Origin of the sequence: Rhodococcus sovatensis (assembly GCF_037327425.1) — a bacterium.
In the GTDB taxonomy this organism is placed as follows: Bacteria; Actinomycetota; Actinomycetes; order Mycobacteriales; family Mycobacteriaceae; genus Rhodococcoides; species Rhodococcoides sovatense.
This window is the reverse complement of the sequence record NZ_CP147846.1, coordinates 4,378,374-4,404,186: the sequence shown is the minus strand read 5'-3', so window position 1 is coordinate 4,404,186 and position 25,813 is coordinate 4,378,374. Positions and strand designations below refer to the sequence as shown.

General features: G+C 63.8%; 21 protein-coding genes and 2 pseudogenes. 13 read left to right on the top strand and 10 right to left on the bottom strand.

Annotated features, from left to right (window positions below; all coding sequences use genetic code 11):
• The first annotated feature begins 57 nt into the window (after positions 1-57).
• Entirely contained in the window at positions 58-987 is a 930-nt protein-coding gene (gene dapA / locus WDS16_RS20565; protein WP_338887268.1) for a 4-hydroxy-tetrahydrodipicolinate synthase, read from the top strand.
• On the opposite strand, the pseudogene WDS16_RS20560 reads toward dapA, so the two are convergent.
• Positions 930-2,867, bottom strand: a pseudogene (locus tag WDS16_RS20560) (pyruvate dehydrogenase); the annotation flags it as partial. The gene dapA and the pseudogene WDS16_RS20560 overlap by 58 nt on opposite strands.
• Between WDS16_RS20560 and WDS16_RS20555 the strand changes: the two are divergent.
• Positions 2,854-3,624 carry a lipase family protein gene (locus WDS16_RS20555; protein ID WP_338887266.1) on the top strand — a complete coding sequence of 257 codons (771 nt, stop codon included), beginning with the start codon at positions 2,854-2,856 and terminating at the stop codon, positions 3,622-3,624. The pseudogene WDS16_RS20560 and the gene WDS16_RS20555 overlap by 14 nt on opposite strands.
• A 124-nt stretch (positions 3,625-3,748) precedes the next feature.
• Positions 3,749-4,423 carry a YoaK family protein gene (locus tag WDS16_RS20550; RefSeq protein ID WP_338887265.1) on the top strand — a complete coding sequence of 225 codons (675 nt, stop codon included), beginning with the start codon at positions 3,749-3,751 and terminating at the stop codon, positions 4,421-4,423.
• Positions 4,424-4,499: 76 nt separating this feature from the next.
• Here the strand turns inward: WDS16_RS20550 and WDS16_RS20545 are convergent, their stop codons facing one another.
• The 4 genes from WDS16_RS20545 to WDS16_RS20530 all read right to left on the bottom strand — a co-directional run bounded on the left by WDS16_RS20545 (position 4,500) and on the right by WDS16_RS20530 (position 8,699).
• Entirely contained in the window at positions 4,500-6,479 is a 1,980-nt protein-coding gene (locus WDS16_RS20545) for a hypothetical protein (RefSeq protein ID WP_338893553.1), read from the bottom strand.
• Positions 6,480-6,520: 41 nt separating this feature from the next.
• Positions 6,521-7,762 (bottom strand): carboxylate--amine ligase, encoded by a 1,242-nt coding sequence (locus tag WDS16_RS20540; RefSeq protein ID WP_338887264.1) that lies wholly within the window; start codon positions 7,760-7,762, stop codon positions 6,521-6,523.
• Between the two features lie 81 nt (positions 7,763-7,843).
• Positions 7,844-8,185, bottom strand: coding sequence for a DUF1801 domain-containing protein (locus tag WDS16_RS20535; RefSeq protein WP_338887262.1), 342 nt, complete (start codon positions 8,183-8,185; stop codon positions 7,844-7,846).
• Positions 8,186-8,201: 16 nt separating this feature from the next.
• Positions 8,202-8,699: a hypothetical protein gene (locus WDS16_RS20530; protein ID WP_338887260.1), complete on the bottom strand. Its 498-nt coding sequence runs from the start codon at positions 8,697-8,699 to the stop codon at positions 8,202-8,204.
• A 223-nt stretch (positions 8,700-8,922) separates the two neighbouring features.
• Between WDS16_RS20530 and WDS16_RS20525 the strand changes: the two genes are divergently transcribed.
• The 4 genes from WDS16_RS20525 (at position 8,923) to WDS16_RS20510 (ending at position 12,429) form a co-directional block, all read left to right on the top strand.
• Positions 8,923-9,399, top strand: a complete 477-nt coding sequence (locus WDS16_RS20525; protein WP_338887258.1) for an NUDIX domain-containing protein — start codon at positions 8,923-8,925, stop codon at positions 9,397-9,399.
• 83 nt (positions 9,400-9,482) lie between these two features.
• Positions 9,483-10,682: an acyl-CoA dehydrogenase family protein gene (locus tag WDS16_RS20520; protein WP_338887256.1), complete on the top strand. Its 1,200-nt coding sequence runs from the start codon at positions 9,483-9,485 to the stop codon at positions 10,680-10,682.
• Entirely contained in the window at positions 10,679-11,701 is a 1,023-nt protein-coding gene (locus WDS16_RS20515) for a phosphotransferase family protein (protein WP_338887254.1), read from the top strand. The genes WDS16_RS20520 and WDS16_RS20515 overlap by 4 nt, the downstream gene beginning before the upstream one ends.
• A complete protein-coding gene (locus WDS16_RS20510) occupies positions 11,698-12,429 on the top strand; it encodes an SDR family oxidoreductase (protein ID WP_338887253.1) in 732 nt (243 codons plus the stop codon). Before WDS16_RS20515 ends, WDS16_RS20510 begins: the two co-directional genes overlap by 4 nt.
• Positions 12,430-12,438: 9 nt before the next feature.
• Here WDS16_RS20510 and WDS16_RS20505 read toward each other — a convergent pair whose 3' ends face one another.
• A complete protein-coding gene (locus WDS16_RS20505) occupies positions 12,439-13,851 on the bottom strand; it encodes a PLP-dependent aminotransferase family protein (RefSeq protein ID WP_338887251.1) in 1,413 nt (470 codons plus the stop codon).
• A 47-nt stretch (positions 13,852-13,898) separates the two neighbouring features.
• On the opposite strand from WDS16_RS20505, the gene WDS16_RS20500 reads away from it, so the two are divergent.
• The 5 genes and pseudogenes from WDS16_RS20500 (at position 13,899) to lpdA (ending at position 19,258) form a co-directional block, all read left to right on the top strand.
• Positions 13,899-14,357, top strand: a complete 459-nt coding sequence (locus WDS16_RS20500; RefSeq protein WP_338887249.1) for a carboxymuconolactone decarboxylase family protein — start codon at positions 13,899-13,901, stop codon at positions 14,355-14,357.
• Between the two features lie 165 nt (positions 14,358-14,522).
• Positions 14,523-15,629: a pyruvate dehydrogenase (acetyl-transferring) E1 component subunit alpha gene (pdhA, locus tag WDS16_RS20495; protein WP_338887247.1), complete on the top strand. Its 1,107-nt coding sequence runs from the start codon at positions 14,523-14,525 to the stop codon at positions 15,627-15,629.
• Positions 15,626-16,666: an alpha-ketoacid dehydrogenase subunit beta gene (locus WDS16_RS20490; protein ID WP_338887245.1), complete on the top strand. Its 1,041-nt coding sequence runs from the start codon at positions 15,626-15,628 to the stop codon at positions 16,664-16,666. The genes pdhA and WDS16_RS20490 overlap by 4 nt, the downstream gene beginning before the upstream one ends.
• A complete protein-coding gene (locus WDS16_RS20485; protein WP_338887243.1) occupies positions 16,663-17,907 on the top strand; it encodes a dihydrolipoamide acetyltransferase family protein in 1,245 nt (414 codons plus the stop codon). Before WDS16_RS20490 ends, WDS16_RS20485 begins: the two co-directional genes overlap by 4 nt.
• Positions 17,904-19,258 (top strand): annotated as a pseudogene (lpdA, locus tag WDS16_RS20480) (dihydrolipoyl dehydrogenase). The gene WDS16_RS20485 and the pseudogene lpdA overlap by 4 nt, the downstream one beginning before the upstream one ends.
• A gap of 65 nt (positions 19,259-19,323) precedes the next feature.
• On the opposite strand, the gene WDS16_RS20475 reads toward lpdA, so the two are convergent.
• A complete protein-coding gene (locus WDS16_RS20475) occupies positions 19,324-20,697 on the bottom strand; it encodes an FAD-binding oxidoreductase (protein WP_338887241.1) in 1,374 nt (457 codons plus the stop codon).
• Between the two features lie 70 nt (positions 20,698-20,767).
• Between WDS16_RS20475 and WDS16_RS20470 the strand changes: the two genes are divergently transcribed.
• Positions 20,768-22,522 carry a helix-turn-helix domain-containing protein gene (locus WDS16_RS20470; RefSeq protein WP_338893552.1) on the top strand — a complete coding sequence of 585 codons (1,755 nt, stop codon included), beginning with the start codon at positions 20,768-20,770 and terminating at the stop codon, positions 22,520-22,522.
• Between the two features lie 78 nt (positions 22,523-22,600).
• On the opposite strand, the gene WDS16_RS20465 is transcribed toward WDS16_RS20470, so the two are convergent.
• Genes WDS16_RS20465 through WDS16_RS20455 form a run of 3 tightly spaced genes read right to left on the bottom strand, consistent with a single transcriptional unit; the run spans position 22,601 to position 25,623 of the window.
• On the bottom strand, positions 22,601-23,557 hold the full coding sequence (locus tag WDS16_RS20465; RefSeq protein WP_338887239.1) for a helix-turn-helix domain-containing protein: 957 nt from the start codon (positions 23,555-23,557) through the stop codon (positions 22,601-22,603).
• A gap of 19 nt (positions 23,558-23,576) precedes the next feature.
• Positions 23,577-24,578 carry a phenylacetaldoxime dehydratase family protein gene (locus tag WDS16_RS20460; RefSeq protein ID WP_338887237.1) on the bottom strand — a complete coding sequence of 334 codons (1,002 nt, stop codon included), beginning with the start codon at positions 24,576-24,578 and terminating at the stop codon, positions 23,577-23,579.
• Positions 24,571-25,623: a carbon-nitrogen hydrolase family protein gene (locus tag WDS16_RS20455; protein ID WP_338887235.1), complete on the bottom strand. Its 1,053-nt coding sequence runs from the start codon at positions 25,621-25,623 to the stop codon at positions 24,571-24,573. Before WDS16_RS20455 ends, WDS16_RS20460 begins: the two co-directional genes overlap by 8 nt.
• Positions 25,624-25,813 lie beyond the last annotated feature (190 nt).

Sequence of the window (25,813 nt, the reverse complement as noted above, 5' to 3'; positions counted from 1 at the left end):
AATATTGCGAAATAAGTATCGCTGGACCAGTGGTTTTAGAGTGCGCACAATCAGCGAATGAACAGTGAACAGCTCTTCGGATCCAACCTCGTCGCCATGGTCACGCCGATGGGTGCCGGGCACGGTCTGGATGAATCCAGCCTGGACCAGCTCGTCGAGCACTTGATTGCCACCCGGTGCGACGGCATCGTCGTGGCAGGCACAGCAGGTGAGGCACCCACGCTCACCGAGACCGAGACGGCGGCGCTGATCGAATCGGTAGCGGCGAAGGCGAACGGCCGAGCACGGGTGATCGCAGGAGTCGGCACCAACGACACTGCATCCAGTGTCGCGCGAGCTCGTCGGGCTCAGTCGGCGGGGGCGGATGCACTGCTGGTCGTCTGCCCGTACTACTCGCGGCCGACGCAGGCCGGAATCGTTGCTCATTGCATGGCGGTGGCGGATGCGACGGATCTGCCGGTGATGCTCTACGACGTCCCCGCGCGCGCTGGGACCGCGATGGACCCGGCGACACTCGTCGAACTTGCGGGACACCCGAACATTCGCGCAGTCAAAGACGCGAAAGGCGATCTGTTCGAGGCTATGTCGATGATGTCTCGGACTTCGCTCGACTATTACTGTGGAATCGACGAGCTGAACTTGCCGTACCTTGCCATCGGTGCGGCGGGGCTCGTCAGCGTCGTGGGAAACATCGTGGCAGAGCAGAACGCCGAACTCATACAACTGGTCCGTGACGGCGATCTCGAATCGGCTCGTCGTCTACAGCGGGGACTGCTGCCGTTCACCGATGCAGTCATGAGGACATCCCAGGGGGCAATCATGGCAAAGGTCGCACTGCACGCGCTCGGTATCATCGACGCTGCGGCAGTGCGACTTCCGCTCCTCGAGTCGCCGCAGGAGCACGTGCAGCGCCTAGCGGCGACACTCCCTCACCTGCCGATGACGTCCAGGCCGGCGCGCACGATCGAATCGGTGTCGATGCCGTGATACCGATAGACCTCGTCGAGCGACCCGACCTGACCGAACATGCTCACACCCAACGATATCGACGCGACACGGTTCACCGTCGACAAGAATGCAAGTGTGTGCGGGTGGCCGTCGAGCACCGTCACCATGGGTGTCGCGCGTTCTGCCGGGAAGAGCTGGTCGAGGATCCAGCTCGGGGCGTCGCCACGTCCGTTTCGTGCCTGCACTGCATCCCACAGAAGTCCGGGGCTCGTGATGCACAGGACGTCGGCCACGACGCCGATTCGGTCGAGTCTCGCCGCTGATTCCAGCGCTTCGGTCATCAGTGCGCCCATCGACACGATGGTGACAACGGCATCGGGTCGGCGAACGAGCGGATACCCGCCCGCGACCACCTGTCGTCGGCGACGTTCTCGCGCAGCAGGATCCGTCGGAACATCGGCCAATGTCTGATCGACCGGCCTCGTGGACAGCCGGAGATACGCGGAGGTGCCGTCGGGACGCCCGAGTCGCGCGATGCTGGCGAGGAGCGCCCACTCGGTATCGATCGCGAAGGCAGGCTCATAGCTGATGCATCCCGGCTGCTCGATTCCGATCGACGGAGTCTTGATCGACTGGTGTGCACCACCTTCCGCAGCAAGTGTCACGCCGGACGGTGTGCCGACGAGGATCGACTGGCCGCCCGCATAGATGCCGTACGACCACGGTTCGAGCGCGCGCTCGACGAACGGGTCGTACATGACGCCGATGGGGAAAAGCGGCTGTCCCCACCGGCTCCAGGTAGCGCCGAGCTCACCCATCAGCCCCACCAGGTTGGTTTCCGCGATACCGAGTTCCATGTGTTGACCGGCTGGATTCTCGCGCCAATGCATGATCGTTTCGGCATCGTCCTCGAACCAGTCGCGCCGCTCGGTGGGTGACCAGACACCGACTTTGTTCACCCATCCGCCGAGGTTCGTCGTCGAACTGACGTCAGGACTGACCGTGACGACGCGCTCTGCCGCGGCGGGCGCTTCGCGGGTCAGGTCCAGCAGCGTGCGGCCGAGCGCCGCTTGGGTCGTTGCCGTGCCTTTCGGTGTGCGGCCGATATCAGTAGGCACGGCAGGGGGCTCCGTCGGCGCAAGAGGATCGCGGTGCAGACGCGCGGCAGCGTCTGCGCAGATTCGTTCCGATGCACTACCGGTCGGGAACTTCGCCCACGGATCGGTTGTGCTCTTGCCGAGAGTGACTGCAAGCGAATCGTATTCGTCGACGGTCAGCAGCGAGGAGTGGTTCTGTGGATGACCTTGCGTCGGCAGGCCGAAACCCTTGACGGTGTACGCGATGATGACAGTCGGGCGACTATCGTCGATCTGGGCGTACGCCGCGCGAAGCGCAGGAAGATCGTGACCGCCGAGATTGCGGATCGCCTCGGTCAATGTTCTGTCGTCGAGATCTGCGATCAGCGCAGTGATCGCCGTCGAACCGGGGCCGTCACCGGGCAGCCTCACGCGTAATTCTTCTGCAGTGCAACGCAGCAGACGCTGATACTCGGGGTTGGGCATGTCCAGAATTCGGGTGCGCAGCGCATCACCTCCGGGGCGAGCGAACAACGCCTCGAGAAGCCCGCCGAACCTGACGGTGATGACCTGCCAGCCTGCGGCGTCGAACATCTTTTCCAACCGCCCCGCGGCGATGTTCGGGACGACCCGGTCCAGTGACTGGCGGTTGAGGTCGATGATCCAGACGATCTCGCCGAGATCCGCGATGCTCGGATCGAGTATGGCTTCCCACACTGCACCCTCGTCGAGTTCGGCGTCGCCGACAAGTGAAAACTGGCGTCCGCTGAACTTGTCGGTCGCTCCACCGAAGCTGGTCTCGACGTAGCGTCGCGACACGGCACCCCAGATGGGGGCAGTGGCGCTCGGATTGTCGTACGACACCCCAGTCGGGCTGTGGGGATACTCCGGTGGCGGTCTCGCGACGTCGTGGGCCGCCGAGATGGCGGAGACATACGCGCCCGAGATCGACATCGTCGGTGCCGCCCTCGGATCACCCGTCGGAGATCCCGCATCGGCCTTCCTGCGGCTCAACGCGACGTTGCATGCGGGCCTGCCCGCGTTGGTCGTCGAAGGTCTTCGGCGTACCTACCCCGATCTGGACCGCGTGGTGCGCGAACACGTCAACGCCGAAGGTCTCGCACTGCTCGAGTCGGTCAACGACCTCACCACCGTCGCCGCGGTCAGGAAGCTCGCGCGACACGATCTCGACAGGTACATCGACATCCCGTTGTCAGACCTGCTGGCCAAGCCCGAAATCCTCGAAGTGTTCGAGGAGATCCAGCCGGGACGTATTGCACCGGCCGTGCCGATGCTCGTAGTCCAGGCGGTCCACGACCAGATCATCGCGGTCGACGACGTCGATGGGCAGGTGGATCGCTACCTCGACAACGGGGCACACGTGACGTACCTGCGTGACCGGCTCAGTGAGCACCTGTCGCTGCATCCACTCTCGGCACCGCTGACGCTCGACTGGCTGCAGGACAGGTTCGACGGTCAGCCGTTACCGCCGTCGGGCATCACGACGGTCTGGTCGACGGCTTCGTCGTTCGGGGCAGTGCGCGATCTGTTCGCGTTGGCATGGTCGGCGACGTTGGCGTTGCTGGGTCGCCCGCTCTGACTCCAGTTGGTCGGGGAGGCTCCGCCTCCAGTGGCACGGTTAAGTGCACTGGGATGCACTTAACCGTGCCACTGCGGCGGAGCCGCACGGCATCACTGGTGCTGAGCACAACTAGGGTTTTCGCATGACCGACAAGACTCGCTCGCCGTGGCTCCTGCTTGTGCTCTCGTTCGGAGCAGGCGCCACCGACGCGTTCGCGTTCCTGGCTCTGGGTGGGATCTTCACCGCCAACATGACCGGCAACCTGGTGCTGGTCGGGCTCGTCGGACGGGACGACTACCTCGCCACATTGGTCGGAGCCGCGGTCTCCATCGCCGTGTTCTTCGTCGTTCTTCTGGTCGGATTTCGATACGCGCACACGACGACTCGATCACCCGTTCGCTCGACGAGAATGCTGCTCGGTGTGGCGGCGGGGGTCCAGGTCGCAAGTCTCGCGGCTTGGTGGATTCTGCACAGTCCGACCGATCCCATCGTCGTCGACGGACTCGTCGCGCTGTCGGCGGCGGCGATGGCACTCCAGACAGTCGTCGCACGCACATCCGCGGTGGGCGGTGGACTGTCGACGACGTTCGTGACCGGAACGATGGTGAACGTCGTCGACGACCTTGCCCGCGGTGACACCGAATACTTGGCGCTGCGGATCGGTGCTATCGCAGCGCTGGTCGCCGGGTCGTTCGCGGGAGCCGTGTCGATCTTTGCCGCACCGCAGCACGGCCCGATCGTGTCCGCGGTGACCGGCTGTATTGCGCTGGGGCTGGCCGTATTCGGAGTTCGCCGGTCGAAGCGCTGGACAAGCTAGCACCATTTTTGCCGAGCTGGCACAGGCGCCAGGACGTGAAAACCCGTGCTAGCTCGGTCGAAGAGGCCAGAACAGATCAGCCTCCGGGCAGCCGATCCGAACCCCAGCTACGTTCGATGTACCCGACCGTCGCCTCGATCTCTGCAGCGGGCACCTTCTCCGGCTCACCATGTTCGAGCGGATCGGTGTGAAAGATGTACAGCCGAGACGCGAACTGCTCGAACGGAAGTGAGCCCTCGCCCGCCCGTTCACCGTTGCTCGCCGTCCCGACGACGACGCCGTCTCCCCAGTCCTGACCGCTGTCGTTGTTCGGATTGAAGAAGTAGACCCGCATGACGGCATCCGGATCGAGTGCGATGCGCAGGATCGTGATGGCATGCCAACCGACGTACCGAGCGGCGCTGTCGGTGACGGCAATGCCCGCCGGTTGCGGGTGGACAAGAGGCTGGCCACCGTTGTAGTCCAAGTGATACGACGCGTAGAAGCCGCGCAGGAACTCGTCGAGATCGATCAGTTTCCCGGTCTCGACATCGACGTTGATGTTGAAGCCGCGCGCCGACCACCACCCGTGGAACTCGGGGTTGACCCAGCGATGCGGATCTCCCGGTCGACCTGCACACTGCCTGATCATCTCGGCGTAGATACGGTCGAGGTGCGGTACCACGAGCTGTGACACGGGATCGAGGTCTACCGGTGAGGACGTCGCGACTCCCCCCGAGCTGTCGTTGGACGAGAGTGGCTGCCCCTCGAAGTGCATCACGATCTCATCGTCGCGCGCGGCCCAGACGACCATCTGCAACAGGTAATCCGGGTCGTTGTACGCCCACATCGACAGTGCCCGTGCGGATTGACACGTCGGATTGTCGCCCTGCCCGATGCCGAGGGGTTGCCCGAGCATCGACAGCAAACCTCCGAGCAGTCTGGCCTCGGGTTCCGGGGTCGGTCCGAAGATGTCGAGCAGGCGCTGACGAACGTCGGGCGCGAGACGGAGAGCCAGTTGGCGCCACAGCGACGGAACGATCGGGGGCTGGTGCAAAATACCGCGGTCGAGTAGTAGCGCGATTCCGTACAGGCACTGCGCGGATTCAGGGTGCACTGCCTCGACGATCAAGCAGTGCACCAGCTCTGGATATCGCTGCAGGCAGGTCCGGCCGGTTTCGGAGACGCCGAGTGCCTCGCCGAGTAGGTAGGTGTTGTGCTCGATCAGGAAGCGAGCAAGCGTTGCGTGGTACGGCGACACGAGGCCGGTGTCGTGCATGGCACGCGCAAAACCGCGCGCCTCGAACTCCAGACCCTCGGCATCCATCGCGCTGAGACGCGAGCGGTAGACGTCGACGCCAGGATCCTCACGGCATGCCTCGGTCGGCCCGAACAGTGCTGAGATCAGACGATCGAGCCCTTGGCCGGATGCGCCGAGATCGACGTCGGGATCTTCTCGGTACACCGCGATGCGAGTGACCATCGCTTTGACGTGATCGACCTGAATAGGCCGCTGGCGCAACACTCGCCAGATCTCGTCGCCGAGTTCTCCGAGCACGCTGTCGTAGCCGATCTGGTCTGCGACGTACGCGAACAGATCACGAATCAGATGCGCTACACGGCCGAGCCGAACCCGCTCCGCCTCCGACGGCGACGAGAACAACACTTCGAGGTTCATCGCCAGAATCTGCGACAGGAAACGCTTGGCGTCCTCGGCGCTGATTGCCGGATGGACGTACTCGCCGGCGGCGATCGCGACCAACCGCAGCTCGCTGGTGGCCTCGAGTACGACCGTGTCGATGACGCCGCTGCGTAAACTCGGTCCGACGAATCCCGGCACTAGGATGTCCGGATGTGCCCAGTCGGTACCGGTGAACAATCCCGCTTCGTCGAGAACAGCAGCCCGGGAACGAACTTCGGCGCAGCCACCCGGTCGCGTCAACACCCGGTGAAGCGAGTCGAGGACTCGTCGCACCTTCGTGCCTTTGGAGAAATCCGGTGCGGCAGCCAATGCGTCGGTGGCGTGATCGAGCTGCGCAAGTCGAGTTACCAGCGCTTGGTCGACGGGCGCATCCAGTGTTTGCGACGGTCCGTTGTCGGCGTCCCCGAGATCTTGCCTCACACGTAGAAGTCCAGTTCTTCCTGGTGCTTCAACAGATCTCGCATTCGGTAGGGGTCGTCGCCGAAGAAGTACAGCAGCCCCCAATGGGTTCCGAACGCGGTCCGCTTGGTGACGGTCTCTTCGACGGGCGCGGACAGATCGTTCGTCTCGTAGTAGTCGTCCTCGGCGGTCGCTTCCGGAATCTCGAGATGGCTGACGACGCGTCGTCGCGGGTAGACGCCGAAGCATCCGGCGTGGCCGGTGGCATCGACGACTTCGCGTGGGAAGAAGGCGTCGATTTCCTCCTCGGTCGTCTTGGGGTCGAACGCCAAGGCGAGACCCTGATAGGCGTTGAATCCGTACGCCCGCTCCAGCAGCTCGAATACCTTGAAACCCGGTGGACGATAAGCAACCTCGCCGAAGTACATTTCACCGTCACTCGTGACGAAGTACTCGGGATGGATGAACCCGAATTCGATGTCGAAGGTCTTGATGAGCTTCTCGATCTGAGCGGTGATCTGCGGTCGGTATCGCTCTAGTTCCGGTGTGGCAGGAACGAACACCGAGTAGCCGAGCGTCACGTACTCGGAGATGTTGAGGAACTTGATCTTTCCGTTGTGGATCCAGGCCTCGACTGCGAATTCCCAACCGTCGAGGTGCGATTCCATCAGCACCGGGAATTCGTCGTCGGGAATCGAGTCGACCTCGTCGGGAGTCCTGATGACACGGTGTCCGAGGCACCCGGCCTTGTCGAAGGCCTTGAGGTGGATGGGGTCGTTGGGATCGCCGTCGAGCTTGAGCAGCGTCTGGTTGACCCGGCGCAGGAATCGGATGACGTCCTCGCGGTCGTGCGCTTCCTCGAAGATTCCGACGCGGATACCGCCCAGCTGCGCGCGTCGCTTCATCAGCGCCTTGTCGCGCAGCAACATTGCCTGGCCGAACAGTCGTGGGTTGCCCAGCAGTACGGAGTTGATCGCCCCCGCCCACTCCACCGTCTCCTCGTACAGCGGGATCGCGACGTCGACGCCTTTGCCCTGCAGCGTTTCGGCGATCTCCAGCGAACGATCGTTGAGGCGTTCGAAGTTCCACGGGAGGAAAGGAATGTCGTGCTCGGTGCAGTAGGGCTCGGCCCATTCGGGGGCCACTACCAGGTATCTACGGTCGAATGCGTCCAGTGCTTCCACTGCCGCCAGGCTCCAGCCCAGCAGTGCGACGTAGCCCTTGTCCGGATTCTTCTCCAGTCGTGTGGGCTGCGGCATACAAGTCCTTTCCGTCGGGGATCTTTCGGTCAGGTCGTCTTGTCCACCGTACAGAGGGGGCGTGAGGGTTCAGCCCAGGGCTCAGCCTCGGTTGATCTCCACGGCGCTCCGCACCAGGTCTTCGAACGCCGCGGTATCGAGGAGGTGACCGTGGTGGATGTCGATCGCTCGCCGCGTGCCTGCATCGAGGCTGGCGTTGAAAATGTTCGACGGATCCTCCAGCGAGGCACCCTTCGCAAAGGTCACCTTGACCTTGTCCTTGTAGGTCTCCACAGTGCAGATCAGGCCGTCGAGACTGAAGGTCGGCACACCGTCGGGATTGGACGCCTTGCGCCACTTGGCTTCCTCGACGACGCCTGGTGCTGCGGCCACGATCGAGTTACGAACCGCATCGACGATGTCGGTGCGCCAGTCTCCGCTCATGAGTTCAGAAGATGGGTCAATGCCTCCACAGGCGTCGAATGACGTATAGATTCGCGGCGAGCAGTGCCACGTAGGGCACGACGAACAAGATCGTGCCGACAGGCGACAGCGCCGCCACCCAGCTGTCGGGATCGGGATCAGCAGGGGGAACGACCAGGTCTGCCGTTCCGGCGTACACGAGGATCGCCATGCTCACTGCCGTCGCGACGTTTCCTGCCGTGGCAATCCATCGTCCGGCCCGAAATCTGGAGATCATCACCAGCGCGCCGATGCACGAGACCACCATGATGGGCGCGAAGATCACGAGACCGAACACGGCGTAGAGGTTCCAGTTGCTCAGTACCTCGGGTAGCAGTCCGTCACGACTACCGAGGATCACAACGGCGGGCGTGGTCAAAGCCAGCAGCAGCAGAGGCGCCAGCCCGACGCCGATCACCCAGCCGACATCCCGGACACCGCGAGTCGCAGGTTGGCGCCCCGTCGGCGTTTCGGGGTGTTTGTCCGCTTCGTGCACCTCACGAGACTGCCATATGCAACGGCGATAGACGTCTCCGTCTGGAACAATCGACGAGTACGGCCACCTCGTCGGCGATCAGGTCCTGGTTGACATCACGGGCCGCGGCAGATCGTCACGCGCCCGATTTCGTCGTCGAGTCGACGGATTCGATGCTGTACGCGCCAAACGCGACGATGGACGCGCCTGGCGAATCACGAAACTCGACTGACACAGTAGTGCGATGCCGAAAACGAGTGCTGGAATTCTCCCGTTCCGTCGCCGAGGCGACGTGGGGGAGGTGCTGATCGGCCATCCGGGCGGCCCGTTCTGGGCGCGGAAGGACGACGGCGCCTGGTCCGTGATCAAAGGCGAATACACGGACGAGGACCCGCTGGCCGCTGCCCGACGTGAGTTTCGCGAGGAGACCGGTATCGAGATTCCCGACGGCGAGGCAGTGGAACTGCCGAAGATCGTCCAGAAGGGCGGGAAAGTGGTGACCGTGTTCGCAGTCCACACCGACGTGGATGCTGCCGGGCTCGACACAGCAGGCTTCGTCAGCAATACGTTCGAGACCGAGTGGCCGCCGAGGTCGGGCCGTATGCAGTCGTTCCCCGAGATCGACAGGATTGCCTGGTTCTCGGTGGCGGAGGCGCGGGTGAAGCTCCTTTCGGCCCAGACAGTCGTGCTCGACGCCCTGCCACCGATCCCCGGGTATTGACGTACGGCGACCGCCCGTGCAAATCTGAAGGCCCGACCGAGCGATCGCTCGGTCGTTCCCCGAAGCCCCGAAGGAGCGCTTCTGTGTCGATCGATCTGACGTATTCGCCCGAGGTTCAGGCTCTGATCGACAAGACGCGAACCTTCGTTCGGAACGAGATCCTGCCGATAGAGGACAAGTTTCTCGGCAACATCGAGGACGCAGGCGGCGACGACCTGCGGGTATCGATGCAGCGCGCAGCCAAGGACGCGGGTGTCTTCGCTCCGCATGCGCCGGTCGAGTACGGGGGAGCGGGCCTGAACATGAGCGACCGCGCGCCTGTGTTCGAGGAGGGTGGCTACTCGCTGTTCGGTCCCGTCGCCCTCAATATCGGCGCGCCCGACGAAGGCAACGTCCACATGCTCGCCCATATCGCCTCGGCCGCGCAGAAGGAGCAATTCCTCGCGCCTCTCGCGGCGGGCGAGGTTCGATCTGCCTTCGCGATGACCGAACCCGCGCCCGGGGCCGGCTCCGACCCGGCGGCGCTGACGACCACTGCGGTCAAGGTCGACGGCGGGTGGAAGATCGACGGCCACAAATGGTTCATCACCGGTGCCGACGGCGCAGGCTTCTTCATCATCATGGCCCGCACGGCAGGCAAGCCCGGCGACCGCGGCGGCGCCACGATGTTCCTCGCTCCCGCCGACACTGCAGGGATCAAGGTCGGCCGCCACATCGGAACCCTCGACAAGGCCATGATCGGTGGCCACTGCGAGGTCTTCTTCGACAACGTGTTCGTGCCCGACGAGAACGTGCTGGGGGCCGCCGACGAGGGCTTCTCCTACGCGCAGGTCCGGCTCGGGCCCGCCCGCATGACCCACGTGATGCGATGGCTCGGTGCGGCTCGACGCGGGCACGACATTGCCGTCGCCCAGGTGGCGCAGCGTGAGGGCTTCGGATCGGTCCTCGGCGACCTCGGCATGGTTCAGAAAATGGTCGCCGACAACGAGATCGACATTGCCGCGACGCGAGCCCTGCTGGTTCAGGCCTGTTTTGCGCTCGATCAAGGTTCGCATGCCGGCAACGAGACCTCGATCGCGAAAACGTATGCAGCCGAGGCGATATTCCGAATCGTCGACCGCAGCATCCAGATGTGTGGCGGACTCGGCGTATCCGACGATCTGCCCCTGGCGCGACTCTCCCGGGAGGTACGTCCGTTTCGGGTCTACGACGGCCCGTCCGAGGTCCATCGATGGGCGATCGCCAAGCGAGTCGTCGGAGCAGCGAAAAAGGCGGCACGATGACCGAGCTCGCCGGAATGAACACGCCGGCGCTGGCGAAGTTCCTCTCCGACAACGGCGTCGTCCTCGTCGGCGACTTACAGGTCGAACTGATCAGCGGCGGACGGTCCAACTTGACCTTCAAAGCGTACGACGAGAAATCTGCGTGGGTGGTTCGCCGCCCCCCGATGAGCGGTCTCACTCCATCCGCGCACGACATGGCTCGCGAATGGGCTGTGACGAGCGCCTTGCAATCGACCGACGTCCCCGTCGCGAAGACCATCGCATTCGACTCCGAGGGTGCGGTATTAGGTGTGCCCACAACGGTTGTCGAGTTCGATCCCGGCAGGGTCGTACGAACGCGCGAGGACCTCGAGGATCTGTCGGATGCCGACATCGAGGCCAACACGAGTGAATTGATCCGCGTCCTCGGCCGACTGCACAGCGTCGACTTCGAGGCGGTCGGGCTCGGATCCTTCGGCAAGCCGGAAGGGTTCGTCGGTCGTCAGGTCAAGACCTGGGCGCGACAGTGGGAAGCCGTCAAGACACGGGAATTGCCTGATGTCGAACGCCTCCGTGACAAGCTCGCTGCCGCTGTACCGGCGCGCTCGGGGTCCTCGATCGTGCACGGCGACTACCGCGTCGACAACGTGATCCTGACCGAGGGAAGTCCGGGTTCGATTGCTGCCGTCGTGGATTGGGAGATGTCGACGCTCGGTGATCCGCTCACCGACGTCGCATTGATGTGTGTGTACCGGCAGCCGATCTTCGACGCTGTGCTGGGCGTGAGTGCCGCGTGGACGAGCAACCGCTATCCGTCTGCTGACGAACTCGCCGAACGCTACAGCCGTGAAACCGGAACCGAGTTGTCGGACTGGAACTTCTACCTCGCGCTGGCGAATTTCAAGCTCGGAGTCATCGGCGAGGGCATCACCCATCGGGCGCTCGCAGGATCCGACACCGGGTCCGGTGCAGCTGCCGCAGCGGAAGCGACCCACGAGTTCATGGCCGCAGGACTCCGAGCGATGGAGGGCAAGAAATGAAATCTGCACTGGTTACCGGTGGATCCCGCGGCATCGGCTACGGAATCGCGATGCGCATGGCCGAACTGGGGTATTCGTTGACGATCACCGCACGGGACTCGACGGCACTCGCCGCCGTCGCCGCGGGGCTCGAGGCTGCGGGTGCTCCGCGAGTGGTGACAGTGGCTGCCGACCTCGCCGATCGTGACGCCGCCGACCGAATCGTCGAGGCACACGCGTCGGCGTTCGGATCGATGGATGCGCTGGTGCTCAATGCCGGTGTAGGAACTGCAGGATCGATCGCCGACTATCCGATGCGCAGGTTCGACAAGACGCTCGACGTCAACTTGCGGGCGCCGTTCCAGGTTCTGCAGAATTCCATTCCGCTGCTGCGGCTCGGCGTCGAAGCGAATCCTGACGGTGGCGCCAAGGTCATCGCGCTCGCTTCCATGGCCGGTGTGTACTCGGAAGCGGGGTTGGCGGTCTACGGCGCGACGAAGGCAGCAATGCTCTCGCTCGTAGAGACCTTGAATGCCGAGGAAAGCGGAAACGGAATCAGCGGAACCTCCATCGCGCCCGGCTATGTCGATACCGATATGAGCGACTGGACGAAGGACAAGATCCCCGCTGACACGATGATTCGCGTCGGGGACATCGTCGAGCTCTCAGCCAGTGTGCTGAGACTGTCCTCGCGGGCCGTCGTACCGCGCCTGGTGGTCACCAGGGCGGGTGCTGGGTTGGGGGCCTGAGCCTTCCATCTACCCTCTCCGTCGGCCCGGGGCGGTGCGCGCAAGTACCGTCACGAGCGCGTCCACCGCCGCGGTGTAAGAACCGTCGCTCGGAGCCGAGAAGCCTACGAGCACTGCATCCGTGATGCTGGACAGCGCGTGCGGATGCCGAAACCACTGCAGTCCTTCCAGCGCAATTCCTACCTCGCCGGCCATCTGCAGAACCGTCTTTTCGGTTCCTTCCGGGAGAGTGAGGACGGCTTGTAATCCGGCCGAGATGCCCACGGTTCCGATGTGCGGAGCGCGCTGAGCGAGAGCGCGTGACAACTCGTCGCGGCGCCTGCGGTACTTCGACCGCATTGCTCGGACGTGGCGATCGTATGCGCCGCTGGTGATGAGCTCTGCGAGCGTCAGTTGATCCACGACGCCTACCGTCGCCTCGCGGACGCCCTTGATTGCGAGGATCGGGTCGTGAAGGTGCTCGGGAACGACCATCCACCCGACGCGGATCGCCGGGGACATACTCTTGGAGACCGATCCCAAGTACAACACCCGATCCGGGTCGAGAGCCTGCATGGCTCCCACAGGGTTTCGGTCGTAGCGGAACTCTCCGTCGTAGTCGTCTTCGATGACGAGGCCGTCGTGTGCACGGGCCCATCTGACGGCTGCCGTCCGCCGCGCAGGGTGCAGCGGAGCGCCCGTCGGAAACTGATGGCTCGGCGTGAGGACGACAGTCCGAGCAGCTGTCGATTCCAGTTGGTCTATGCGACATCCATTCTCGTCCACCGGAACGGCGATCGTCGCCCCGGTCTCCTCGAAGATTCTGCGGTGGAACGGCAGACCGTAGGATTCGAGCGCGATCGGAGCCGTGTTCTGCAGCCGCGTCAGGAACCCCGCTGCCTGTGTGAACCCCGAGCACACGAAAACTCGGCGTGGGTCCGCCACGACGCCTCGAGTCCGTGCGAGATATCCGGCAAGCGCGCGACGTAATTCGATGCGTCCGTGTGGGTCTCCCGGTCCGAAAGCGTCGACGGGCGCATTGCCCACCGCTCGCCTGGCCGCGGCAAGCCAGGCGGTTCGCGGGAAAGACGCTGCGTCGGGACGGCCAGGACGGAAGTCGAACGTCGGTCGCACCTGAGGCGGCACGGTCGAGGTAGGTAGGTCTGCCGTCATCGTTGCCCGGTGCGCGACACGAGTGCCGGATCCCTGTCGGGCTTCGAGCCAGCCTTCCGAAACGAGTTCGGCATACGTCTCTGCGACGGTGTTGCGGGCGATGTGCAGGTCTTTCGCGAGCGTGCGGTACGACGGCAGGGTCGTGCCCGGTTCGAGGCGACCGGATCCGACGGCCTCGCGCAGTGCCCGTCCGAGGGCAGCTTTGCGTGAACCGTCGGCAGCCAGGTTCAGGTGCAGATCGAATCCGGAATTGACCTCGTTTACCGGCATGGAATTGCACCTTACCGAAGGTCAAAGCAGGTCGTAGCGTCCTGTGCATGACAACACGAATCAACTTCGCCGCCGCGTCCCCTGCCGTCAGAAAAGCGCTCATCGCGCTGGATGTTTCGAGCCGGGACGGTATCGACCCCACGCTTGCCGAATTGATCAAGATTCGCGCTTCGCAGATCAACGGATGCGCGTACTGCCTGCACATGCACACCACGGATGCGCGCAAAGCAGGGGAGAGCGAGGAGCGGCTCGCGCTCGTCTCGGTTTGGCGCGATGCACCCAACTTTTTCGACGAGAGAGAGCAGGCCGTTCTGGAGTTGACCGAGGCCGTCACGCTGATCTCCGACGGTGGGGTCTCCGACGAGGTGTACGGGCGCGTCGCGCAGCATTTCGACGAGCACCGGATCGGTCAGCTGATCGCCCAGATCTTCACGATCAATGCCTGGAATCGAATCGGCGTGACGACACACATGATCCCTGGCGTAGGCAACGTCGACGCGTCGTGACAGCACCTCGATGCCGCGTCCTCGTGATGAATCATTGAGCTCAAGATAAGCACGTATTTGTGATCGTATTCTGTGCAGGTTGCACAGTTGAAAATCTATCTATTGCGCTTATTGCTGATTGGGGGTTGTGTCTTAGGTAACAGTGCAACCTGCAAGGAGGTCGACATGGACACAACCTTTTCCGCAGCCGTCGACGACACGCTCATTCAGATCGTCACACCGGAAGGTGTGCGTACCGAGCCGACCATGTACAGCGAGCTGGTCGGCGACATCACCACCGAAAAGCTACGCGACCTGTATGAGGACCTGGTCGTCGTGCGCCGCATCGATGCCGAAGCGACCGCATTGCAGCGCCAGGGCGAACTCGGGCTTTGGGCACCGATGCTTGGCCAGGAGGCCGCGCAGGTCGGTTCGGCCAGGGCGCTCGAGCGCGACGATTTCGTATTCGCCAGCTATCGCGAGCACGGCGTTGCATACTGCCGCGGGGTCGACCCGACGCAGATGCTTCGTTTTTGGCGGGGATCGACGCAATCCGGTTGGGATCCATACGAATACAACATGACGACCCCGGCAATCATCGTCGGCTCCCAGGCTCTGCATGCCACGGGATACGGACTCGGCATGAAGTTCGACGGAGCCGAGGGCGCCGTCATCACTTACTTCGGCGACGGTGCGACCAGTCAGGGAGACATCTCGGAAGCTCTCGGATTTGCGGCGAGCTTCGGAGCGCCGGTGGTCTTCTTCTGCCAGAACAACCAATGGGCGATCTCCGAACCGGTGACGGTGCAGACGCACATCACGATCGCCGAGCGCGGTCGGGGTTTCGGGGTTCCAGCATTGCGCGTGGACGGCAACGACGTTCTTGCCGTACTCGCCGCCACCAGAACTGCACTGGCGCGGGCGCGCGAAGGCAGCGGACCCACCCTCATCGAAGCCGTCACGTATCGGATGGGTCCACACACCACGTCCGACGACCCGTCGCGGTACCGTCCCGCCGCTCTCGACGACGAGTGGCGGCGGAAGGATCCGATCGACCGTATCGAACGGCTCCTCGAACGTGAGGGTGCGATGGACGAGTCCTTCCGTCAGCGCGTCAAGGAACGTGCCGACGCCACCGCAGCGGACCTGCGCCGTGGATGCCTCGGCACCGTGGAACCCGGCCCGATGTCACTGTTCGACCACGTCTACGCCGACCCGCATCCCCTGATCGCCGAGGAGCGTCGAGCGTATGCCGCGTACCTCGCCGGATTCGAAGGAGCCGTGAAGTCATGACCGCCACACTTGCCGCCCCGGCGACACTTTCAGCCTCCGCCGCACTCGCTGCCCCCGTGACGCTTCCGCTCGGCAGAGCCCTCAACGCAGGGCTTCGTCGAGCGATGGAAGACGACCCCAAGGTCGTACTACTCGGCGAGGACATCGGAAAACTGGGTGGCGTCTTCCGCATCACCGACGGGTTGCAGAAGGACTTCGGGCCCACTCGCGTCATCGACACTCCTCTGGCGGAGTCCGGAATCGTCGGCACCGCAGTCGGACTTGCTTTCCGCGGGTATCGGCCGGTGGTCGAAATACAGTTCGACGGTTTCATCTACCCCGCGTTCGACCAGATCGTCTCGCAGGTGGCCAAACTGCACTACCGCACCGGCGGAAACGTCAAGATGCCAATCACCATCCGCGTCCCGTACGGCGGCGGGATCGGTGCTGTCGAGCATCACTCGGAGTCGCCGGAAGGGTATTTCGCGCAGACCGCAGGACTTCGAGTCGTCAGCTGTAGCAACGCCGCCGACGCCAACGTCATGTTGCGGCAGGCAATCGCATCCGACGATCCGGTGCTGTTCTTCGAACCGAAGCGACGGTACTGGCAGAAGGGCGAGGTCGACGTCACCGCCTCGATCGCCGATGCGTATCCGCTGCACAAGGCGCGTGTCGTGCGTGCGGGCACCGACGCCACGGTCATCGCGTACGGGCCACTCGTCGCTACCGCATTGCAGGCTGCCGACGTCGCTGCAGGGGAGGGACGCTCGCTCGAGGTGATCGATCTGAGGTCGCTGTCGCCGCTGGATATGGACACCATCGCGGCGTCGGTACGCAAAACCGGACGCCTCGTCGTCACGCACGAGGCGGCGACGTTCATGGGAATCGGCGCCGAAATCGCTGCCCGCGTTCAGGAACAGTGCTTCTACAGCCTGGAAGCGCCAGTGCAGCGTGTCGGTGGATTCACCATTCCGTACCCGCCGGCAAAGTTGGAGGAGTACTTCCTTCCGGACGCCGACCGGATTCTCGACGCAGTGGACAGGAGCTTTCAGGGATGACGAATAGCTTCAGGCTTCCCGACCTCGGGGAAGGACTCACCGAGGCCGAACTGGTCACCTGGCTCGTCGAAGTCGGTGACACCGTCGAACTGAACCAGGTCATCGCCGAGGTCGAAACCGCAAAAGCCTCCGTCGAATTGCCGTCTCCCTACGCGGGCACAGTGACCGCTCTGCACGCGGAGGAGGGCACCACAATCGAGGTCGGCACCGCAATCATCGACATTGCGGATGGATCCGGCATCGACACTGCGGATGGATCCGACACGGCTGAGCGGGTCCCCGTGCTCGTCGGGTACGGCGTCGTGGGTGAGGGGGCCAGCCGCCGCGGGAGCCGAACTGTGACGTCCGCTCCCGATGCTCCTGTCGCAGAGAAGAGCTCGCGGCCACTGGCGTCGCCTCCGGTCAGGTTCGTCGCCAGACAGGAAGGGATCGACCTTTCCGAGGTACCTGCGACGGGCGCCCACGGAGAGGTGACACGCGACGACATAGCTGCGTTTCTGACTCGCGTCGAGGAGCCGCCGGTTGCGTCCGCCGAAGTCACGAACGAGACCCGCACCCCGATCAAGGGCGTCCGCAAGCACACGGCCGCCGCGATGGTGTCGAGTGCGTTCACGGCCCCTCACGTCACCGAGTTCCTTACTGTCGACGTGACGCCGACTGTCGAACTGCTGGAGAAGTTGCGCGCTACCAAGCACTTCCGCGACATTCGCTTGACGCCACTGGCACTCGTTGCCAAGGCGCTGTTGGTTGCGCTGCGGGCCAACCCGAGCTTGAACTCGGAGTGGGACGAGAAGAACCAGGAGATCGTGACGAAGGGTTACGTGAACCTCGGTATTGCTGCCGCGACTCCGCGAGGGCTGATGGTCCCGAACATCAAGAACGCGCACACACTCGGGTTGAAGGACCTCGCGCACGCCTTGAACGTGTTGACCGCTACGGCCAAGGACGGAAAAACAGGTCAGGAAGACTTGGCCGACGGGACGATCACGATCACCAACGTCGGCGTGTTCGGAGTCGATTCGGGTACGCCCATCCTGAACCCGGGTGAGGCTGCGATCCTGTGCTTCGGCGCGATTCGTCGACAGCCCTGGGAGTTCGAAGGTGAGATCGCTCTGCGTTCCCTGACGACTCTGAGCCTGTCGTTCGATCATCGACTCGTCGACGGCGAACAAGGGTCTCGATTCCTGGCCGATATCGCGTCGCTGTTGTCGGACCCGCTGAACCTGGTGGCACTCGCGTGAGCACCACGCCCGACGTCGTGATTCTGGGTGGCGGTTCGGGCGGCTACTCGGCCGCATTCCGGGCTGCGCAGCTGGGTATGAGCGTGACGCTGATCGAGAAGGACAAAATCGGCGGAACCTGTCTGCATCGCGGATGTATCCCGACCAAAGCGCTGCTGCATGCCGCGGAGGTCGCCGACACCGCACGTGAGAGCGAATCCGTCGGCGTCAAAGCACGTTTCGACGGTATCGATGTCGCCGCGGTACATGCGTACAAGGACGGCGTCGTCGGGAAGCTGTACCGGGGCCTGCAGGGTCTCGTGGCCTCGCACAAGATCGACCTTGTGACCGGATGCGGCCGCTATGTAGGTGGCCGAACCGTCGAGGTCGACGGACGCAGGATCACCGGCAAGACGGTCGTCCTCGCGACCGGTTCGCACTCCAAGGTTCTACCCGGCATCGAACTCGGTCCCCGAGTGCTGACGAGTGACCAGGCGTTGACACTCGACCGCGTCCCAGCCCGTGCGATCGTGCTCGGTGGTGGAGTCATCGGCGTCGAGTTTGCAAGCGTGTGGGCATCGTTCGGCGCCGAGGTGACCATCGTGGAAGCGTTGCCGAGATTGTTGGCGGCCGAGGACGAATGGTCGTCGAAACAGCTGACGCGTGCATTGAAGAAGCGCGGAATCACGGTGAAGACAGCGTCGCCCTTCGTCGGCGTGAAGGAAATGCCCGACGGTGTCACGGTCACACTCGAATCCGGCGAGACCGTGGACGCCGACGTGCTGCTCGTGGCGGTCGGACGAGGACCCAACGTCGAGCACCTCGACGGGGTTGCGCTGGACGGTGAATTCGTTGCAGTGGACTCGTCGTTGACGACAAGCGACGAGGGTGTCTATGCGGTCGGCGACATCGTTCGTGGTCCGCAGTTGGCGCACCGAGGTTTCCAGCAGGGAATCTTTGTGGCCGAGCATAGTGCGGGGCTGCACCCGAAATCTGTTCCCGAATCCTCGATTCCGCGCGTGACGTACTCCAACCCGGAAGTCGCTTCGGTCGGGCTGACGGAAGCGCAGGCCGTCGAACAGTACGGCGCAGCGGACACCGCGGTGTACGACCTCGCAGGCAACGGCAAGAGTCAGATCCTCGGGGCGTCGGGTGGGGTCAAGCTCGTCCGGGCAGGGGGGGGGCCGTCGTCGGGATTCACATGGTCGGTGCGCGGGTAGGTGAGCTGATCGGTGAGGCACAACTGGTCGTGAACTGGGGTGCATACCCGGAGGAAGTCGCTCACCTCATCCACGCACACCCGACGCAGTCCGAGGCGTTCGGGGAGGCTCATCTCGCGCTTGCCGGGAGGCCGCTGCATTCTCACGGGTAGGGGGCTCCGCCCCCAGTGGCACGGTTAAGTGCACTCCAATGCGCTTTACCGTGCCACTGGAGCGCCTACATCTCGAACACCTTGCCCGGATTGAAGATTCCGTGAGGGTCGAGTGATCTCTTCACGGACCTGTGCATGTCGAGAACTACAGGATCGAGTTCCTGCACAAGCCCGTGCATCTTCAGCAGCCCGACGCCGTGTTCGCCGGTGACGGTGCCGTCCAGCTCCAATGCCGCGTCGATGATGTCGGCAAAGGCAGCTTGCGCCCGTGTTCGCGCTTGCTCGTCGTCGTGCGAAGTGATCAGCAGCGGATGCAGGTTGCCGTCGCCGGCGTGCGCAATGTTGGCGATTGTCGTGTCGTATCGAATTCCGATCTGCTCGATCCGCGACAGCATTTCCGGCACATGCCGTTTCGGAACGCACACATCCTCGGTCAATACCGGCCCGAGGCGTTCCATCGCTGGGTACGCCAAACGCCGGGCCGCGAACAGGGCGTCGGCCTCCTCCTGGTCCGTCGACACCGCCGACCACGTTGCGCCCGCCTCGTCGAAGCACGACAGCATCTTCTCGGCCTCTTGGTCACCGACGAGGCCCGGTGTGTCGATCCGGCCGAGAAGCACGACGTTCGCTTCGATGGACAGCCCCATGTTCTTCCACGCGTCAACGGCGATGAGGCACTGTTTGTCGATCAGCTCCAGAGCTGACGGCGTCAAACCCGCTGCGGCAACCGCGGCTACGGCTCGGCCGGCGTCGACAATCGAGTCGAAGTAGCCGGCGATTGTCCGCTGCGGATCCTGCAGTGGGCGCAGCTTGACCGTGACCTCGGTGATGACACCGAGAGTTCCCTCCGACCCGACCATCAGGCCGGCCAGATCATATCCCGCAACCCCTTTCGCGGTTCTGCGGCCGAGTCGGACCAGTTCTCCGGTACCGGTGACGATCTGCATACCCATGACGTAGTCGCGGGTGACACCATACTTGACGCAGCACAGCCCACCGGCGTTGGTTGCGACGTTGCCGCCGATCGTGGACCACGGTGAGCTGGCCGGATCGGGCGGATACCAGAGCCCCTGCTCGGCACAGGCAGCGCGCAGGTCGTCGTTGACGACCCCGGGTTCGACGACGGCGTAGCGCTCGAGCTGGTCTATCTCCTTGATCGAGTTCATTGCGTCGAGCGCGAGAACGACGCACCCTTCGGTTGCATTGGCTCCCCCGGACAGGCCGGTACCAGCGCCCCGGGTGACGACGGCCGCACCGTGCTCCAGGCACGCCCGCACGATTGCCTGAACCTGTTCCGCGGTACGTGGTCTGACCACGGCTACTGGCGTTGCATACGGTGCCCATTCGGCCTCGTCGTGTTGGTAGGACGCGACGATGTCCGGATCGACGACGACCTGGTCGGCGGGCACGGACTTAAGCAATTGTTCGACGATCGGCATGCGCCGAGTTTATCTGTGAGCTACATCTCTACCAATGTAGATTTCCTCCATGAAAGCCGATAGATCATGGATGGATCTTCTGCTCGACGATGCGTCGACCGACGAGCTGGAGGCCCACCGCCGCGCCCACCCCGAATCCGAGTCCGACGCACACGCGGCCTTGCGCCTGCATGCTCAGCTGGACCAACGACGGCAACGCAGCGTCGAACTCGCCGCGCTCAACGACATCGCGGTCAGGTTGACCACGGTCCGGGACGATCGGCAGTTGCTCCAGGAGGTCGTCGACCAGGCACGGCGGTTGCTCGGAGTCGACCTCGCCTATATAGGTTCGGTCTACGAGGACGAATTCGTCATCGAAGTCACCAGCGGGGCGCTGACGCCGAATCTCGTCGGGCTCCGATTGGCTCAGGACGAGGGCCTCGTCGGGCTCATCGTCGGCGGTTCGTCTCCGTCGTGGACGCCGGACTATCAGAGCGAACCGGCGTTCCGCCACATCACCGGTGCCGACAGTGCTGCGCGGTCGGAGAACATGCGTGGCCTGCTGGGCGTGCCGCTACGGGTGGGCGAGCGCGTCATCGGTGCGCTGTTCGCCTGCAAGCGCCAGGAGAGACGATTCGCCGAGAGTGAGATAGCGCTGCTCTCAGCTCTGGCTGCGCATGCTGCGATCGCCATCGAGAACGTCCGGGCCGTCGAACGTCTGGAAGCACTCAACGCACAACTATCTGCGCGCACTGCAGAGTTGGAGCAGACGATGCAGTGGGACCGCACGTTGACGCAAGTCGTTCTGCAGGGTGGGGGAGTGCAGCGGTTGGTGCGGGAGGTGGCGTCGTTGTCGGGCCGGGCGGCGTACTTCGTTTCCGACGCCGCGGGTGTCCCCGGCCCCCTGCTCGAGCTCGCCCCCGATGTCGAACATCTCCTGGACCGGTGCCGCTCCGGCGAGGACATCGTGGTCGGCGACTCCGCGGTGGCGCACCGAGTAGCGGCTGTCGGGAGTTTCCTCGGAACGCTGGTCTCGGCTGGGCCTGACAGCCCTCGAATCCGATCACTGCTGGACCGCGCCGCGCCCGCTGTTGCACTGTCGCTGACCGAGGAGCGCGCAGTCGCCGAGTCTGCGCGACGGGGGCAGGACGCGTTTCTTGTAGACCTGCTCTCCCATCCGGCGTCGTCACCGGAGGACGAACGGCGTCAACTCAGGCTCGCCGGTCTCACTTCCGACGCGAGGTACTGCATCGCGGTCGTTCAAGGCGCGGCGAGCCGCGCCGAGATCACGGCACTCGAGTTCCCGTCGGGGACCGTGGTCGCCGAGCATGGCCAGAGGGTGCTGGTTGTGATACCTGCGGAGCACTCGGCCGCTGTGCGTGCGCCGTTCACGACGGGTGCCACGGTGGGAATCTCGGAACCTGCCCGCGGTTGCACAGGGCTGTCGAAGGCGTACGTGGAAGCCCAGCAGACGGTCGACGTCCTGACGACCCTCGGTCGGACGGGTGAGGTGTCCTCTGCCCGGGGTCTCGGTATCTACCGAATCCTGCTGAGCCACATGGCCCGTGAACACTTGGACGAGTTGACAGCCGAACAGCTGGGTCCGTTGATGGTGGAGCAGAACAAGCGTGGGGTGCCGTTGCTCGAGACCTTGTCGGCGTATCTTGCTCATGGGCGCCATCATTCGGCTACGGCCTCGAGTCTCGGAGTGCACGTCAATACGCTCTATCAGCGGCTCGACTCGGTGGATCGATTGATCGGCACGCAGTGGCGCGACCCGGACGCGGCATTGGATCTGCAGGTTTTGATGCGACTACGGCGAAGCGCCGAGCTACTGGGGAAGTGAGTCGAGGAATTCGATGAGCGCGGCCGAAACGGCCGAGGACGACGAGCCGGCACTGAAAGAATGATCCGGCCGGGTGCCCTATCGCTCCGGCGAAGAACGTTCTCTGAACTCTCGTGGGGTACAGCCGAACCGGGACCGAAACGCGCGGGAGAAGTGCGCCGGATCGGTGAAACCCCACGACGCCGCGAGCGCTCCGATCGTCGTGTGTGCGTTCTGCGACTCACACAGTGACCGTTTGACGCCATCGAGCCGCTGTATCCAGATCCACTCGCTTGCTGTGTACGGCTCACCGGCAAACGCCCGATGCACCGTGCTCAGCGATAGGTGGAGCGCTGCGGCTACCCGCGCCACGGTGAGGTCGGGATCGCGAAGACTCACCACCATCGCCCTCTTGATCTCGTCGAGACGTTGCGAAGCAGCGTACGGCGCGGGCTTCTCGACGCCGGTGAGTCCGACGAGCCCTGCGACGAGGATGTACTCGACGCTCTGCGAAACAGCCTCCGCAGACGCCGCACTCATGTCCACGTCATCCATGATCGACGAAATCATGCTGACCAGAAGCTTACCGGCGCCCTGACGTCCGGAGACCGCTCTCGCCGTCAGCGAACCTGTGTCGTGTACGAGCGTGCGCAACGTCGCGCCGGGTAGCCTGAGGACGTACTGGGCGAACGGGTCGTCGAAGTGCAGGCTGTACGGCCTTGTGCTGTCGTACAACGCGAAGTCACCAGGGGCGAGGATCGCCGTGCGATCGTCCTGCGCGATGATCCCCGTTCCTGACGTCTGCACGCTCACCAGAAAATAGTCCGCACTGGCGCGGGAGATACCGGCGGGCGTCCGCAGCACGTTCTGGGCCGTCGCGGACACTCGTGACAGTCCCAACGTCGCCAGATCGGTCGACTCGATGTGGCCCGAGATCACGGATTCCGCTCCAGGAACAGAACAGTCCAGATCGACGTACGTGCGGCTCACGGCTGCCGTCCAGAAGTCGATGCTGTCTGCCTGGTCGACCGAGTCCGTGCGTACCGCATCCGTCATGATCGGTTCCTTCCTCTACCTACATGGTAGAACGCAACGCGGCCGATCGTAGGAGACCGGTGCGATCGTGGCAGCCGACATACTCGAAGAATTGCTCGTCGGCGGAGGCCACTGTGACCTCGTGGTAGAGCCGAAGCGACGCTGCCGGACCCGTCGTCGACAGATATCTCAGTGCTGCGCCGAAGATATCGACGTGCGTAGGATGCGACTCCGCCCACGCTTCCAACTCCGCGAGCGAGCGCCACCAGCTCATCCCGAACGACTTGTCGGTGTCCTTCCCGTCCCCGTCGACGACCGTCATGTACCGGTTGGCGAAGCATCCGATGCTCAGGCCGTCGTCACGCAGGAAATCCATGCCGGCGCGCAGAACAGGTTCGACGTCTCGCAGATACATCTCTCGTTCGGCGCCCTCGGTGTCTGTCCAGTCCTGACCGGACCGAATCAGGCAGATGTTCTCGTGCGGAACGATGCTGACCTTGTTTCCGCTTCGGCGGATATCGGGCATGCCGACGGGTGTCATGGGATCAGTCTGGGAGAGCGGAATGCGATCCCGAACCCCACCCCAGTACGCATGTTCCTCGATGGTGTCGCTGAGGCAATCTGTCAGCGTGGCAACGCCTTCCATCCGTCCAGTGGAGGAGAAGAGTGTCTCGTATCGATCGACCGTCGGACGGATGATTTCGACGAAGCGGCCATCCTCGGCGGTCCAACCGATTCCCGTCGACTGGTACCAGCGGTCGAAGGCCGTTGTGTCGTCCCAGTAACCGATGAACACCGTTGTTTCGATACCCTCTTCGTCGATGTATCGGGCACGATCGCTGCGAGGTGGGCCGTCGACTCCCCACGGTGCATGACCGGCCGCGCCTTGAATGCCGAAGTACGCCATCACAACTCGTCTCGTGGATACAGGGAAGCGTGCGACATACGATGGGAACGGCGGTTCGTACGAAGCGGGTGTCCGGCGCGGACAGGTGCGCGGAACGACGAGATGGTCGGGGATTGCGGATTCGAGATCAGACATGCGCTGTGTCCTCGTCGCGTGCCAGCTGCTCGACGATTTCGAGTCGAACCTCGGCGGCTGTTTCTTCGGTGAAGTCGTAACGTGCGGTGTCGGCGGCCCCCGACACGACACGGTCACCGGGAGATTTGTTGAGCCACAGACGTGTTACGTCCGGTCGTGAGTAGTGACCGGCGGGATCGGCGGCAGCCTTGGCGATGGAGATCACGCTGGTGTCGATATCGGCGTACACCAGGCCCTCTTCGTCGTGAGCGAGGGGTTCGTGCATCAACTGACCGTCGGGGGCGAAAATGCGAGCGTGGCCGCCGCCCGCGGTGAGCATCGCGCGCTTGGCGTCGTCGGTGCACAACATGTCGATCATCTCGGGAGAGACCGTCGCGCAGGGACTGATGACGAAACAGCCACCTTCGACGGCGTAGATGCGGCTGGCAGCGGTGTTGACCTCGGGCCCGAGGGCGTAGGCGGCGCCGGTGTACAGCGAGAAACTGGGCCAGGCGCCGACATGGACTTGCTCGTTCTGCGCGTACATTGCGTACTTCGACAGCGGCTGGAGATGCTCCCAGCAGCACAGCGCTCCGATGCGTCCGAGGTCGGTGGCGTACACGGACAGGTCGGAACCGTCGCCCTCGCCGTAGACGGTGCGCTCGACGTGCGTCGGCTTGAGTTTGCGACGCATCGCGACGGTCTTGCCGTCGGCGTCGATGATCCACTGGGCGATGTACAGGCTGGCCTTGTACCGCTCGCTCAGGCCCATGACCACCATGATGTGGTTTTCCTTGGCCGCTCGAGCAATGCGCGCAGCTTCGGGCGTGCCGTACTCGAGCGAATTGTCGAAGTAGCGCTGGGTGAACTGGAATCCCCACGCCGGTGCGTCGAGCCAGATGTACCACGGGTATCCCGGCAGGTACGTCTCTGGGAATGCAACGAGCTCGGCACCTGCGCGAGCAGCGTCCTCGACGAGACTGATGGCCTTGTCGATGGATGCGTCGAGATCGAGGAATACGGGAGCTGCCTGGACGGCTGCGGCGCGGAATTCATGGTGGGTCACGGTGGGCCTTTCGATTGAGGAATGCCCTAGTTTTGCCTGCTGAGAGGCCTTCGGATGGCCCGACCGTGTCGAGTAATTTGACTCTCCGTCGCACGCTCCGGCGGCGAAACACGCAGGCAACTGGCACGAAACCTGGGCGATCCATCGCGGTGTGCGCATACGGACAACTTCTGTGCGCTCCACGACAAGT

Bases quoted from the DNA above. Each gene is read 5' to 3' on its own strand.
- WDS16_RS20460 (WP_338887237.1), bottom strand. From the start codon at position 24,578: ATGTCTGATCTCGAATCCGCAATCCCCGACCATCTCGTCGTTCCGCGC.
- WDS16_RS20485 (WP_338887243.1), top strand. From the start codon at position 16,663: ATGACGAATAGCTTCAGGCTTCCCGACCTCGGGGAAGGACTCACCGAG.
- pdhA (WP_338887247.1), top strand. From the start codon at position 14,523: ATGGACACAACCTTTTCCGCAGCCGTCGACGACACGCTCATTCAGATC.
- WDS16_RS20500 (WP_338887249.1), top strand. From the start codon at position 13,899: ATGACAACACGAATCAACTTCGCCGCCGCGTCCCCTGCCGTCAGAAAA.
- WDS16_RS20505 (WP_338887251.1), bottom strand. From the start codon at position 13,851: ATGCCGGTAAACGAGGTCAATTCCGGATTCGATCTGCACCTGAACCTG.
- WDS16_RS20475 (WP_338887241.1), bottom strand. From the start codon at position 20,697: ATGCCGATCGTCGAACAATTGCTTAAGTCCGTGCCCGCCGACCAGGTC.
- WDS16_RS20540 (WP_338887264.1), bottom strand. From the start codon at position 7,762: ATGCCGCAGCCCACACGACTGGAGAAGAATCCGGACAAGGGCTACGTC.
- WDS16_RS20465 (WP_338887239.1), bottom strand. From the start codon at position 23,557: ATGACGGATGCGGTACGCACGGACTCGGTCGACCAGGCAGACAGCATC.
- WDS16_RS20490 (WP_338887245.1), top strand. From the start codon at position 15,626: ATGACCGCCACACTTGCCGCCCCGGCGACACTTTCAGCCTCCGCCGCA.
- WDS16_RS20535 (WP_338887262.1), bottom strand. From the start codon at position 8,185: ATGAGCGGAGACTGGCGCACCGACATCGTCGATGCGGTTCGTAACTCG.
- dapA (WP_338887268.1), top strand. From the start codon at position 58: ATGAACAGTGAACAGCTCTTCGGATCCAACCTCGTCGCCATGGTCACG.
- WDS16_RS20550 (WP_338887265.1), top strand. From the start codon at position 3,749: ATGACCGACAAGACTCGCTCGCCGTGGCTCCTGCTTGTGCTCTCGTTC.
- WDS16_RS20525 (WP_338887258.1), top strand. From the start codon at position 8,923: ATGCCGAAAACGAGTGCTGGAATTCTCCCGTTCCGTCGCCGAGGCGAC.
- WDS16_RS20470 (WP_338893552.1), top strand. From the start codon at position 20,768: ATGGATCTTCTGCTCGACGATGCGTCGACCGACGAGCTGGAGGCCCAC.
- WDS16_RS20515 (WP_338887254.1), top strand. From the start codon at position 10,679: ATGACCGAGCTCGCCGGAATGAACACGCCGGCGCTGGCGAAGTTCCTC.
- WDS16_RS20510 (WP_338887253.1), top strand. From the start codon at position 11,698: ATGAAATCTGCACTGGTTACCGGTGGATCCCGCGGCATCGGCTACGGA.
- WDS16_RS20555 (WP_338887266.1), top strand. From the start codon at position 2,854: ATGGGGGCAGTGGCGCTCGGATTGTCGTACGACACCCCAGTCGGGCTG.